Annotated in this window: 8 protein-coding genes; 5 read left to right on the top strand and 3 right to left on the bottom strand. The window is 54.3% G+C overall.

What is annotated here, in order from left to right; all coding sequences use genetic code 11:
* Position 1: 1 nt before the first annotated feature.
* The 4 genes from FFI90_RS13425 to FFI90_RS13410 all read left to right on the top strand — a co-directional run bounded on the left by FFI90_RS13425 (position 2) and on the right by FFI90_RS13410 (position 7,453).
* Positions 2–2,464, top strand: a complete 2,463-nt coding sequence (locus tag FFI90_RS13425) for an efflux RND transporter permease subunit (RefSeq protein ID WP_144778569.1) — start codon at positions 2–4, stop codon at positions 2,462–2,464.
* A gap of 43 nt (positions 2,465–2,507) precedes the next feature.
* A complete protein-coding gene (locus FFI90_RS13420) occupies positions 2,508–4,424 on the top strand; it encodes a DUF1302 family protein (protein ID WP_144778568.1) in 1,917 nt (638 codons plus the stop codon).
* Positions 4,425–4,437: 13 nt separating this feature from the next.
* Complete coding sequence (locus FFI90_RS13415; RefSeq protein ID WP_144778567.1) at positions 4,438–5,766, top strand: DUF1329 domain-containing protein; 1,329 nt, start codon at positions 4,438–4,440, stop codon at positions 5,764–5,766.
* A 79-nt stretch (positions 5,767–5,845) separates the two neighbouring features.
* Positions 5,846–7,453 (top strand): methyl-accepting chemotaxis protein, encoded by a 1,608-nt coding sequence (locus tag FFI90_RS13410; protein WP_186317987.1) that lies wholly within the window; start codon positions 5,846–5,848, stop codon positions 7,451–7,453.
* Positions 7,454–7,592: 139 nt separating this feature from the next.
* Here the strand turns inward: FFI90_RS13410 and FFI90_RS13400 are convergent, their stop codons facing one another.
* Positions 7,593–9,668 (bottom strand): tetratricopeptide repeat protein, encoded by a 2,076-nt coding sequence (locus FFI90_RS13400; RefSeq protein ID WP_144778566.1) that lies wholly within the window; start codon positions 9,666–9,668, stop codon positions 7,593–7,595.
* Positions 9,669–9,870: 202 nt separating this feature from the next.
* On the opposite strand from FFI90_RS13400, the gene FFI90_RS13395 reads away from it, so the two are divergent.
* Positions 9,871–10,860: a helix-turn-helix domain-containing protein gene (locus tag FFI90_RS13395; protein WP_144778565.1), complete on the top strand. Its 990-nt coding sequence runs from the start codon at positions 9,871–9,873 to the stop codon at positions 10,858–10,860.
* 32 nt (positions 10,861–10,892) lie between these two features.
* On the opposite strand, the gene FFI90_RS13390 is transcribed toward FFI90_RS13395, so the two are convergent.
* Together FFI90_RS13390 and FFI90_RS13385 are read right to left on the bottom strand one after the other, a co-directional pair.
* Positions 10,893–11,900, bottom strand: a complete 1,008-nt coding sequence (locus tag FFI90_RS13390; protein WP_144778564.1) for a porin — start codon at positions 11,898–11,900, stop codon at positions 10,893–10,895.
* 33 nt (positions 11,901–11,933) lie between these two features.
* The gene (locus FFI90_RS13385) at positions 11,934–13,622 is read right to left on the bottom strand and encodes an arylsulfatase (RefSeq protein WP_281288128.1); all 1,689 of its coding nucleotides are present in this window, start codon (positions 13,620–13,622) and stop codon (positions 11,934–11,936) included.
* Positions 13,623–13,740: the final 118 nt, after the last annotated feature.

Raw genomic sequence — 13,740 nt, 5'->3', positions numbered from 1 at the left:
CATGCCTGGTTTGCACCGTTTCACCCACATGCTGCACTTGTTAGAGCTGTGGATTTTCAACAACCCGCGCAAGGTGCTGGGTGTGATTGCCATTCTCACACTAGCCTTCGCGCTGCGCATTCCCGGACTGAAAATCTATACCGATTTCGCCGACCTTCTGCCGCAGCAACATCCGTATATCGAGCTTCACAACAGCATTAAGGACAGTTTCGGTGGTGCCAACGTTCTGGTGGTGGGTGTTGAGTTCGAGGAAGGCGATATTTTCACCAACGAAAAGCTTGCCAGGATCGACAGGATCACGCAGGCGGTAGACAACCTGCCCGGGGTCAACCACAACCTGGTTTCCAGCGTGACACACCGCAACTCACGCAAAATCTGGCTGACGGAAGTTGGCAGCATCAATTCCGAGCCCTATTACGACTCGACGTCCGGCGAGTACTCCGAGGAAGCCCTGCAGGCTATGAAATCCGACGTGTCTGCAAACCCCAGAGTATACGGCCCACTGGTATCGCCAGACATGAAAATGGCCCTGGTCAAGGCACAGCTCATCGAAGGCCAACTGGACTACGAGAAAACCTTTGCCCAGCTTCAGCAACTGCGCGCCGAGGAAGAGCAGGCCGGTGTCAGGATCTATGCCACGGGCCAACCGGTTTTGGTGGGCTGGGCCTATACCTACATGGAGCAGATTCTCCAGATCTTCATTTTCACCGTCGTGACCATGCTGGCGCTGCTCATCTTCCACTTCCGCAAGGCCTACGGCGTGCTGATTCCCTTGGGTGGCGTGCTTGTATCCACCATCTGGGGCCTCGGTATTATCAGCCTGCTCGGCTACAACCTGGACCCACTCGGGCTGGTTATCCCCTTCCTGATTGCGGCCAGAGCGATGAGCCACGGCGTGCAACTCGTTGAGCGCTACTACGCTGAAACCCTGGAACGTGGCAGCGGGCCAGAGGCGGCGAAGGCCACCTTCGACAGCCTGTTCCGCCCAGGCTCTCTGGGTGTGGTGTCCGATGCCATTGGCCTGTCTCTGATTGCGATTGGTTCCATACCCTTGAATACCCACCTGGGTATCTACGCTTCCCTGTGGGCCATCACCGTTGTATTGACCGTGCTGATTGGTGTGCCCCTACTGCTGTCCATTTTGCCGACTCCAAGAAATCCCGAAATTCGCGAGACTGTACTGCGCCACATTGGCGCCAGCTGTTCCCGCACCGTTACCCGACCCGGTGCTGCAAGGGTCGTCCTGAGTGCAGCGGCGCTGGCCATGGTGGCAGGACTACTGGCGTCGTCCAATGTGCAGATCGGCGATTCAGAGCCCGGATCACCGATTCTGTATCCGGATCATGACTACAACATTTCGTCCCGTGTGGTGAATGACCGCTTCCCGGGTTCCGAAGAGCTCTACATTGTTGCGGAAACCGCAGAAAACGGCGGCCTAAAGCGACCGGAAGTGCTGGCAGCCCTGTCTGACCTGCAGTCCCACATGCTGCAGGACCCGGAAGTGGGCGGCAGCAAGGGTCTTCCGGACCTGGTCAAACAGGTCAACCGGCTGATGCACAACAATGACCCGCGCTGGTACCAGATTCCGCACGATGCGGGATATGTGGGCGGCCTTATGTTCACTTACATGGCTTCCAGCCCGATTCCCGGTGCTCTGGATGAATTCAACGATACCGACGATCGCATCGCCAACCTAGTGTTCTATTACAAGGATCGTCAGGGCGAAACCATCCGCCGTGCCATTCATATGGCCAAGGAGTGGATTGCAGAGAACGGCAGCAGCGTAGAGGGGCTGACAATCCGTCTGGCGGGAGGAACGCTCGGCGTTGCCGCTGCAATGAATGAGTCAGCTTTTGAAACCAACGTGGTTGTATTGCCGCTGGTGTTCCTGCTGATTTTCATCTTCGTGATGTTGTTCTACACCTCCTGGCATGCCGGACTGATGATGCTACTGGCGATGCTGTTTGCCACCACATTGACCTATGCCTATATGGGGTTGAACGGTCTCAGCATCGACATCAACACCGTGCCGGTGATTGCTGTGGGCATTGGTGTAGGCATCGATTACTCCATCTACATGATGGATCGAATCCGGGAGGAAATGTCCAAATACGGCGACTTGCGAGAATCCGTTCGCCGCGCAATCTCCACCACCGGTATGGCTATCAGCTTTACGGCCCTTACGCTGATGGCTGGCATCATCATGTGGGTCATCTTCTCTAACCTCCGTTTCCAGTCTGATGCCGCACTGCTGTTGTGCGTGATGATTGTGATCAACGGCATGGCCGCCATGCTGCTGGTGCCTTCCTGGGTGCTGGTGTTCAAACCCCGTTTTGTCACCGACGTTTATGCGGACGAAGACGGCATCCTCCATGCCAATCTCCCCAAACCAACACCATCTTCTTCTGGCCCCGCGCGGGAACAGGAGGATGGGTTCGTGCCTGGAGCACAGTACCGGGCCTGACGCCGGTACAGCGCCCCACTAAAACCTGTAACGAGGACATGCCATGCAAACAACAATAAAAGGCCTGAGATTCTGGTGCTATACCCTTGCGGGTAGTGCCAGCCTGGCGCTGTTACCGATGACCAACACCTTGGCAGCGGACGACACCCGCGTTAACGGATACGTTGAGAATGCGACTTACGGGCGGGAAGGCGTTGGGCTTTCCAAGTTCCGAAACACACTCCAGATGGAGATGGAAAAAAGCGCAGGGAGCGTCGGTTTCTTTAACAACGTCCGTTTCAACGCGACTCTCCGTGGCAGTTATGACGGGGTTTACGATCTTAATGATGATGAGTATGGGCGTAATGCGGGAGGCCCGGTTCAACTGCAAGACGTCGGAAGCGGTTACGTTCCTCATGGCGGCGGAATAGCGCCTACCCCTTTCCTGGGTTTTGATACAACCCGGAATCCTAATGAAGGAATGGTTGTTCTTGGAGAACACCTGCACGGGCAAGACAATGGTGTGGCCTTCGGTGTTCCGGTACGCCCCTGCGACGAAGACGACCGTGGTTGTATTGACGGTTACCTGGACAAGGATACCAATGAACTGCGATTTCAGGAATTCAACGATCGCGCCGACTTCGTTCGAGAGCTCTATGCCGATTTTGATATCAATTTCGATAATGGAAATATCCTCAGCACACGCCTGGGTAAACAGCAGGTAATCTGGGGCAGAACGGATCTGTTCCGGGTCCTGGATGTCATCAACCCGGTAGATTACTCCCGCAACAACATCTACGACGAACTGGAAGATATCCGGATTCCCATGTGGATCCTGCGTACGGATTATCGTATGGGCCCTACAGAGGTATTCGACGGGCTAGCCTTCGACGATCTGAACTTCCAGGTCGTCTGGAATTTCGACAAGTTCCGCCCACATGATATTGGCCAATGTGGTCAACCCAACGTGATTCTTGATGCCGGGTGTTTCTTCCGTGGTATGAACAACCTTTGGGAAAACGGTGGCACTGTAGCCAATTTCGCAGGTGCAACTCCGGATGGCGGCTTGGCCACTGACTTCGGACCCGGCCAGATTGGTATCCGAGAGGCACATATGCCCAGTTGGAGCCTGGCCAATACCCAGCTAGGCATGAAGCTTGAAGGTGTTTATGGTGATCTCGGTTTCTCGCTGAACGCGCTGACTTACCGTTCCCAGCTGCCATCCCTGAGAGGCGGCATTCCGGCCCAGAATGGGTTTACCGGCCAGACCGGTGTATGGCCGAGCCTGATTGCCTTCGACATCCACTTCCCACGAGTTAACCTGGTGGGTGGCTCTGTAGACTACTACTCGCAGGGCATCGATACGGTATTTCGGGTCGAAACCGCCTACACCTCAGGCGAAGAGTTCGCGAACACCCTTCGCGACAAGCTCTATTCCGAGTCTGATGTACTCCGGTACGTCATCGGTGCAGACAAGAACATCGCGATCCCCTTTCTTAACGAAGACAATTCATTCCTGTTCTCCGGCCAGATCTTCGGCGAGCACATTCTCGACCACGAGCGCGAGCAAAGAACCTACGGCGAGGCCGGTATTCCGAACTACGAGCATAACTGGACCGCCACACTTCTGGTTCAGGGCTTCTATATGAACGGTCGCCTGACTCCGAAAATTATCACCGCTCATGATTTCCGGGCCCAGGCCACTGCGATTGCACCCTCAGTCGACTGGTTGGTCAACGACAATTTCAAGTTGACTCTCGGCGGCAATTTCAAGGTAGGCGATGGTGCTCGTGAGTTCGATGACTGTCGTTCCTGCAACCCATGGGACCCGTTCACACAAACCCCGGGTGTCATCAATCACCTGCCGGGCGAGTCTGCAGGTCTCTCGGGATATGAACCCCTTGGACGCTTCCAGTCGGGCCCCATCGGTATGGCCCAGAAAGAAGACGAAATTCAGCTGACTGCCCGTTACAGCTTCTGATAGAGGAAATAACATGAAAACAAACCTACAAAAATCCGTGTTCAACGGTCTGTTGGTCGGACTGACTGCAGGGATATTCTCCGCCAGCACCTACGCCAGTGATGAGGTGATCAACGCGTCCTTCCATCCTTACAACGATGAGATACCTGGCTATGAGGGTCTCAGCGTCGGCATGACGATTGACCAATCCAATGTCGCTCAGTTCAAAGAGATCATTGATCCGGCCTTCCTCACGTTCATAGAGAACGGCTGGACCTCCATGAACGTGGGGGAAACCACTTCTTTTGACCTGCACCCTGCTTATGTGGAGGCAACTCGTGACTCTCTGGGAGAGGTAACCCTGGGCGAGCAGGTGGGTGAAATCATCGGCTGGAAGGCCGGCCGCCCATTCCCCCAGTCGCCGGATCCAGATGACGCGCGGGCTGGCGAAAAACTCGCCTGGAACTACAAGTATGGTTACAACTGGGGCGACAGTGCCGCTATCTACCCATTCTACTGGAAATACCGGGATATGGATTCAGGTAAAGTGGAGCGGACCATCAAGTTCAACTTCCACTTCCTGAACTACAAGGGCCGTGTGATTCAGGAACCAACACCGGCAATCACACCCAACCCGTCAGACCTGTTCCGCGCCATCTATGTACAGGTGCTTGACCCGGCGGATGTGCGCAATACCCAGTTACTGATCCACCGCGCAGCAGATGACCTCAAGCGGGATAACTCCTGGCTCTACCTGGGTTTCCAGCGCCGGGTTCGCCGTCTGGCGACTGGGCAGGTCACTGACGCCTTCCTTGGATCGGACCTGATGATCGAAGACTTTGAGGGCTATAACGGTCGCATTTCAGACATGAACTGGACCTACAAGAGCACCCGTTACATGCTAATGCCGTTCTACAATCACAATGAGATGAACCTGGACACAGAAACCCATCAGGATGACGACGGTTATCAGGTAATTGCCTTTAACGGCCAGGGTGGGTGCTTCCCGGACATCACTTGGCAACTGCGCAAAGTCTATGAAGTAGAATCGGTACCGGTGGATGACAGCCACCCACTGTCAAAGCGCGTTCATTACATGGATGCCCAGACTTTCACCATTCCCCGCACCGTGTCTTATGACCGTAAAGGAAGCATGTGGAAGACCTTCACTATCGGCCAGGCCCACCCTGATTTACACCTGCCAAAGAACAAGGGCACCGGCGTGTCTATAGACGATTCGTTCAGCATGATCGATGTCCAGGCCAGCCATTGCACCACTGGCCAGTTCAAAGGCCAGGTTGACCCTGAGCTATCCAGGCCACAAATGTTCAATGTGCAGCATATGCGCGCAACGGGCAGCTAAGCCTAACCTGCCTTTCATTGTTGATCCTGTCTTGGGCCCGCTGTCGCGGGCCCCTTTTTCGTTTCGGAGGTCGAACAAGATGTCCCGATTTGAACCTTTGCCAAACTCCGCCCTTGAGCACGATCAGTTACTGGTTCTGACCGACAACAAAGGCGAAATCACCTACGCAAGTTCAGCATTCTGCAGGCTCTGCGGTTTCTTTGAAGACGAACTGAAAGCCGCCTCCTTCAACAAGCTCAAGCATTCAAAAATGCCCATAGGCCCGCTCAAGGATCTTTGGGAGACCCTTGGCAAGGGCGACTCGTGGATGGGCATGATCCTGAATCGCACGGCCGACGGGTCTGACTGGTGGCTTGATGCTTTTGTTACACCCATTACCGACGAACAGGGTACTGTTCTTGAGTACCAGGCCATTTACCGAATACCGGATGCCGCCACCATTCAGCGTACCAAGCAGGTGTATCATGCCCGCAGCAGGGGTAAACAACCCCTGGCCCTGAGAATTCCCAGGCTTGCGCCAGGCACCGTGCAATGGTTGGCGGGCACCCTTTGTCTTGCTCCATCCCTGATCGCAGGCATGACCGGTCAGCCTGGACTTTCTGCCGTTCTGTTCGCTCTGGGTAGCGCTGTTTCCCTTGGCATTCTGTATAGCCTCAACCGGCCCTTGACTCGACTTTCCAATCGTTGCCGCCGCCTTGTCAGCCATCCAATCAAGCAACTGGTCTATACCGGCAACGCTGGCATGGTGGGGCAGATTGAGCTCGCTATGCGGCTGGTGGAGGTTCGACTGGAAGTCATGGTGGCCCGGATTCGCGACAGCGGCGGGAAAATTGAAGACAACGTTCTGCAGGCCAACGCGCTGCTTCAGGGAAGCACAGACGCCTCGGAAAAGCAGCAAGCGGCCCTTTCCACTGCAGCCACCTCCATCGAGGAATTCACGGCAACCATCCGGGAAGTTTCAGAGACTACCCAGCATGCCGCCAGTCTGAGCACACGCAACCGAGAAGCCGGAGAAGATAGTGCCCGCTCAGCGGCTGCCGCCCAAGAGAGCATCCACGCTCTGGCACAGGAACTCGAAGAGTCCAGTCAGACTGCGGAAGAACTGGACCATAACAGCCTGTCCATTGGCCGGATCCTTGATGTGATCGTCGCTATTGCAGAACAGACCAATCTGCTGGCACTGAACGCGGCGATTGAGGCGGCCCGGGCCGGTGACAGCGGGCGCGGATTTGCTGTAGTGGCGGATGAAGTCCGTTCTCTCGCAAAGCGTACCCAAGAATCTACAGACGAGATTCAGGAGATGATCACTGCCTTACAGAAGGGCTCCCGGCGCGTGGTCGAATCCATTGAAAAGGGCAAGCGCCAGTCTGTCATCAGCGTCGAGCAAGTATCCGCGAGCGCTGAATCACTTCAGGCTATTGTGGCGGGCATTGCCGAAAGCGACGGCCTCAACCAACAGATTGCAGCTGCCAGTGAGCAACAAAACCAGACGGTATCGCAACTGAATCAAGAAATTCACGATATTCATCAGATAGCGGTCACAACCAGCGAGCAGCTTGTCAATACTGTCAAGGCCGGCCAAGCTGTCGGCTACCATGCTAGCCGGCAGCAACTCCTTATCAAACACCTGATGCCAGCCGAAACCGGCAAAGCCCGCCAAGTCCCTTTGAAGGAAAGCGCATCTTGACGGAGGATCCAATCCACGCGATGTGGTGATGATTCTGATGAGCTACGTACTGATGCCGCGAATGACCCGGTGGTTTTCGTTCTGGTTGTTTCCTGAACATAAGGGGCAAAGCCACTGACCGGTCAGCGTAATTCACTTCCTACAGATGATTCATCAGAGCCCGGGCACGACGGTTGTCGGGAAAACTCTTCAGCAGTGATTGGGTTACCTCCCGAGCTCTTTCCTTATGGCCCAATTGGAACAGAGCTACGGCGTAGCGATATCCAAACAACCATTGCCCAGGCTCAAGCCTGGCGGCCTGCTCAAGATTCGCAAGGGCGGCAGGATAATCTTCCAGCTTCAGATTGATCAGTCCACGGAGATGAATCAACGGAGCCTCATCAGGCGAGTTCGCCAGCGTCTCATCAATCATCCGGATAGCCTCAAGATTGCGGCCTCCCGAGCGGAGGATGTCCGTTAACTGAATGGCGGCCGGCACATAGCCACGATCTTTCTCCAGCGCAATGTGCAGCTCCTTTTCAGCCTTGTAGACCCGATCATTTGCCAGCAAGTACTTGGCCTTCAGCACACGACCGGAAGGTAAGTCTGACTGAACATTCAGGAACTGTTCATACTCATCGCGGGCACGCTTCCACTGTTCGGAATCCAGCGCCACACCCAACCTCACCAACGTCTCAAACGCAGCAATGCGCACGGCCAGTTTCGGATCATCAAGACCTGCTTTCACCAAGTTGCGGACCGAATCCACAGCGCCATATCGCAACACCCGATAGCCGCTTTCGCGAATCACGGCGTGCTCGTTTTTAAGCAATCCCTTTAACAGGGACAGCCTGCTCCCAGACAGGGCCTCACCGCGTTGTTCCAGCAGCGTTGCGCGACGGAGTGCCGGCTGGTCACTGTCTGCCAAATAGTCCATCACCTCAGACATACTCTGCTGTTGCGCATGGTCCCAGCTGCCTGATTGATAGAGTTCCGGGGCCCAGTCTTCCAACGTTTCGATAGACCAGCCACGATTCCTGTCCGTGTGGCAATCCAGACAGACGTCCGGACTGCCGCTGGCTTTGGAAACATCCGGCCGGGGCACCATAAAGCTGTGCTCGCGACGAGCGTCAATTTTCATGAACGTACGTTCCGGCATGTGGCAATTGACGCACTTGGCCCCAGCGCTGCCTTCGGGATGGCGGTGATGCGCCGGCGTATCGAAATCTCCGGCGTTGTGGCACTGGGCACACACTGCATTGCCTTCGGCTTTGAGTTCGCCGCTGTGCGGGTTGTGACAGTCGCTGCACACCACGCCGGCTTGAAACATTTTGCTTTGCTCGAAGGACCCGAGCACAAACACTTCTTCCCGTACACGGCCATCGGAAAAATACAGAGGCTGATTCAGTCTGGTGAGACTGAATTCGTCGTGGATCTGCCCACCGGCCTGATCTAAAAGGCTTGTACGCAGCGAATGACAACTGCCGCAAGTGGACACCTGAGTGGTGCTGGATAGTTGTCTCTGGTGGCGAGGAGGTCTTTTGCCTTCGCTGACCAGCCATGCTCCCATCGCTGCCAGTTCCAGACCAGCGGCATGATTTTTTCCGTTCCTCTGGGCCTCAGCATGTTGTTCTGCCGATTCATGGCAAGCAGTACAACTCACAGCCACATGCCGCCACTTCGTCTGGTAGCTGTCTGAATCACTGGCGTAGTTACGTTTCAGACCTGTTGAATGACAGTCTGCACACTGACTGTTCCAGTTTTGATAGATACCAGTCCAGTGCATGGCGTCTCCCGGGCGATTTGCGCCGGCTGCATCCAGTCGGAACCAGCGTTGGCCGCCCGCAGTCCTTTCACGGGTGTCCCAAGCAATATTAAAAGCTTGCAGCCGCCCGCTGCCAATATCAATCAGGTATTGCTGCAGCGGGTAAACACCGAAGGTGTACTGTACTTGCCACTCCCGGGTCGCTCCCGCCTCGTCGACACGAATTAGGTAGTCATCCCCTTTTCGGCTGAATTTCACCTGGAGCTGATTGTCCTGATAAATCGCATTTGAGAAGTCTCCAGCAACACTGTCCGTGCCCGTCGGCGCCATGGCGACTGCATGTTGGGATTGCGACCACTGGTCGAACTCTTCAGTGTGGCAACCTGCACATTCCACCGGTTCCGAAACAGCGGACGTACTGATGAGTGCCAGAAGAGAAAGGGATATCAGACGCCGAAAATAGTTGATCATATCGTTCAATTCCAGCCTGCTATTTTCAAAATTTCACAATATGGTTAATCCATCATATGTCGAATGGCTACAATGAATTTCGCATCCCTTCAGCATGCAAGGGGCGGCCCCCCTTCGCCTTGACTGGCCTGCTAATTGCACTGCTCTTATCATTTAACCGGCGATAGGTCGGAATCATGCTGACAATAATAACGAGACTGCCGTGAACCAACACAAGGTGCCTTTCCTGAAGAACATCGGCGTGCATTCGCCTGATTTCGATGAAGCACACAACTTTATAAACTCACGGATCGATAACCGGGAGATCTCTCCTTTATCTTCCGGGAGCAAAACCGACAACATCCTGACCTCGCAACCACTTGCGGGCTCTACCCTTTTTGGGGCTAGCTGGTCTGAAAAAGTACACATCCAGTCCGAACCCCAAACAACATTTCATGCGATTCTGGTTTTATTCGGGGGCATTCTCTGCAAAACCAGCAACACCCACATAACAACCGGAGGCCTGATTCTCATTGCACCGGGCCAACAAGCCGACCTGATGTGGGAAAAATCCACTCGCGCGGTGGTCATTAATCTCTCGCGGCGAGCTCTGATCGACCACCTTGGCGTACCCAGCCTGGAGCTACTTCGCAAGGCCACAACGATACTTCAACCTGAGCATCAGGACGCACAGCTACTCAAAAACGGAATCGTATGTATCGCCCGACATCACGAAATCTGCGGTGGCGAGATTAATGCCAGGCTGCAGAAGCAATGGGAGTCTCTTCTTCTGACCTATCTCTCCGGACCGATACAGCTGTCAGGCCAGGACTGCATCAACATATTGCCTGGTCGCGTACGGTTGGCAACGGAATGGATACACGCTCATATCAGCGACCCTATATCCGTCAGTGAGCTCCTGAAAATTACCAGGACCAGCCGGCGCTCTCTGGAGTCAGGCTTTCGAGACTACCTCAACACCACACCGGCAAAATATATTCTATGCCACAAACTGAAGGGCGTGCGGGAACGCTTACTATCCAGCCCTGACACCAGCATTGGTGACGTCGCAGTTGCTTTTGGCTTCAACCATCTGAGCAATTTTGCTCGCCAGTATCATGACGCCTTCGGTGAGCTACCGTCAGAAACGGTTCGCCAAAGGCGGGAATCCAGATTTATAACCACTAAAAAAGCCCGGCTTCAAGGCAGTTAACTAACCCTGAGCCAGGCGAGGGCACCTCACGTTCAGAAAGTTACATTAAGGCCCACCGCATAGTTGCTGGGGAGCTCTTCGTACTGCCCGGTTTCGACCCAAACTTTCATTTGCGGAGTAATTCTCTGCTCTACTTTCAGGGTGTATACAGACTCGTCGGCCGCGTCAAAATCGTGGTTCTTTTCCTTGTACCCGAGTGCGGCACCGGCGCCACTGTCGGCTACGTAGTAGGCTGAAACTCCGTAGGAGTCAAAATCTGCTGTCGTGAAGGTACCAGAGTTCAATCTATAGGGTGAGTCCTGGTTATTTTCCCAGACGGCACCCAGAGTGAGCCCTCCTTTCTTGTAGCTGACACCGGCAGCGGATATCAGATAGTCGTCATTGGTTGGCACCTGCTCCTGCGCAATCAAGGTGGTGCCAATAGCCACCTTCAGACCGCCATTAACATGCACCAGGCGCACAGACTTACCGTCTGCATCCTGCTCGTTGTATTCCCTGAGTGTTATGGCGGCAGCCACCAGTTTGGTTTTCATAAACCAGGGAGTATGGTACGCCATCGTGCCAGACGTTCGGTCCGGCTGGGCAAAGATACCATCCGGATTTAGCGCCTCGTGAGGCTCGTTGTACTCATAGTGATTGATAGAGCCGTAGATATCGCGCCATTGCCCACTGGTTCCCCGTGGAGCGACCACAAACATGCCGTACTTTGTGGGCAACCAGAACACGGCTTCCTTTACGTGGATATCCCCTTCGCCATCCCTTCCCCGGCCTGGACCTGGATCTTTATCTGCATTGTTGGCGGCATCCGCCAGATCAACTTCTACCTTGTAATTCAGGTTCAGGCCTTCGCTGAGAAGAGCCTTGCCTTGCAAGCCAAGTTCAATCTCAAAAGCATCCACCTCGGCATCCGCACCCTCAATCTTCAGGGCTCCAGCGCTGAGATAGCCGTAAAACGCAGGTTTTTCGAGTTCGACCGCAAAAGCCGGTGTCGCTACCGCTGCAGAAACTGCAGCAGCCATCATAACGTCATGTAACTTCATGGTATTTCCCGTATCTGGAATGTTATAAGTTAGTTACTCAACACACTTGCCATACAGGCAGGTAGTGAAGCTGTAACCCACTTTTTTCATGTCTTCCGGATCAGCGGGGAAAACACCATTGCGGCTGACATACGTGTCCCACTGCGCAACCAGTTCCTTCAGTTTTTCAGGCTCTTCAGATGCCAGGTTTGTGGTTTCAGTGGGGTCTTCAGCCAGATTGAACAGCTGCCATTGCCCAGGGCCGTATGGCGCTTCCAGCAAGCGAATTTTCCAGTCGCCTACACGTACAGCAGAACGACCAAACAATTCCCAGCCAACAACACGGTCTTGCGGGGCGTTGCCATCCAGACCAGGGAGCATCGAAACGCCCTGCATTTCAAAAATCTCACGACCTTTATAAGGGCTGGAGGGTTTCTCAATACCGGCAAGCTCCAGAAAGGTCGGCATAATATCCATCACGTGGAAGAACTCGTGGTTGATGTCGCCTTTGCGGCCATCACCCGGCAAGCTGAGAATGACAGGAACCACCAGCCCGCCCTGAGAGGGAAAGCCTTTCCACATCGGGAACGGCGCGGCACCAACCTGCCCCCACTGGGCGCCATACCAGACGTAAGAGTTGGGCCTTCCCATATTTTCGTAGCTGTTATCGTATTCATTCGCAATCCATGCTTTGTTACCTGGCAGTACTTCCGGGCTGTTACCATCTGCGCCGTTGTCTGACATGAACATCACCACGGTATTGTCCAACTCTCCGGTTTTTTCCAAATGTTTCAGAACCCGGGCGATGTTGTCATCCATGCTGTCGACCATGGCCGCATAGATTTCCATCTTGCGCGCTTCAGTTTTTCGCTGCTCGTCGGTCAGCTCATCCCAGCTAGGTAGTTGATTGAAAGGTAAGCTGCTCCCGAGCTTGTGGCCGATTAGCCCCATTTCCTTCATCTTGCCCAAGCGCTGCTGGCGAATGGCTTCGTAGCCTTCATCATAGCGACCTGCATATTTTTCAATGTAGGAGTCCGGCGCATGAAGAGGCCAATGGGGCGCAGTGAAGGACAGGAACGTAAAGAAAGGCTTATCACCCGCCGCTTCAATATAGCTAATGACTTTGTCAGTATAAAAATCAGACGAGAAGAACCCTTTAGGCACTTCAACCTGCTTGCCGTTTTCCCGGTAAATGGCTTTCGGGTCAACGCCAATAATGGCTCGGGCATCATCAAAGTGACTCGCGCCGCCCTGAACCATAATGTAAGAATGGTCAAAACCACGAGCCGCCGGGCTCAGTTCCTCGGTGCGTCCAAGATGCCATTTACCTGCAATGGACGTGCTGTAGCCATTATCACGGAGAACTTCAGGAAGTGTTGCTACCAGATCATTCAGGTAACCTTCGTAACCCGGCTTGCCTTTCTGCTCGAAAGTCAACAGTTCGGCCATGTTGCCCATACCAGCCTGATGACTGTCCGTACCGGAAAGCAGCATGGATCGCGTCGGCGAACAGGTCGGCGCGGTATGAAAATTGGTCATGCGGATACCCTCATCAGCTAGGGCATCCAGGGTCGGGGTTTCGATTTCTCCGCCAAAAGCACCAATATCGGAGTAGCCGAGGTCGTCGGCCACAATCAAAAGGAAGTTGGGTTTTTCCGCGGCGCCTGCGGAAGCCATCATTGAGGCTGTCACCAGTCCCAGGGCCAGGCCCAACAGACGAAGCAGTGCATTGTTGTTGTACATATCATGCTCTCAATCAGTTTATTGTTATGCCACTTTTGTGTGGTCAACGTTATTCTGCTGAGGCATCGAGATAGGGGTTATCCTTTATGCGCAAACAGTGCAGAGATTGCGCAACTAT

Origin of the sequence: Marinobacter maritimus (genome assembly GCF_007671675.1) — a bacterium.
In the GTDB taxonomy this organism is placed as follows: Bacteria; Pseudomonadota; Gammaproteobacteria; order Pseudomonadales; family Oleiphilaceae; genus Marinobacter; species Marinobacter maritimus.
Note: the sequence above shows the minus strand (reverse complement) of the source record. Positions and strands in the feature narration are given on the sequence as shown.

Coding starts and splice junctions, on each gene's coding strand:
- FFI90_RS13385 (WP_281288128.1), bottom strand. CDS start 13,622: ATGTACAACAACAATGCACTGCTTCGTCTGTTGGGCCTGGCCCTGGGA.
- FFI90_RS13425 (WP_144778569.1), top strand. CDS start 2: ATGCCTGGTTTGCACCGTTTCACCCACATGCTGCACTTGTTAGAGCTG.
- FFI90_RS13410 (WP_186317987.1), top strand. CDS start 5,846: ATGTCCCGATTTGAACCTTTGCCAAACTCCGCCCTTGAGCACGATCAG.
- FFI90_RS13400 (WP_144778566.1), bottom strand. CDS start 9,668: ATGATCAACTATTTTCGGCGTCTGATATCCCTTTCTCTTCTGGCACTC.
- FFI90_RS13390 (WP_144778564.1), bottom strand. CDS start 11,900: ATGAAGTTACATGACGTTATGATGGCTGCTGCAGTTTCTGCAGCGGTA.
- FFI90_RS13420 (WP_144778568.1), top strand. CDS start 2,508: ATGCAAACAACAATAAAAGGCCTGAGATTCTGGTGCTATACCCTTGCG.
- FFI90_RS13415 (WP_144778567.1), top strand. CDS start 4,438: ATGAAAACAAACCTACAAAAATCCGTGTTCAACGGTCTGTTGGTCGGA.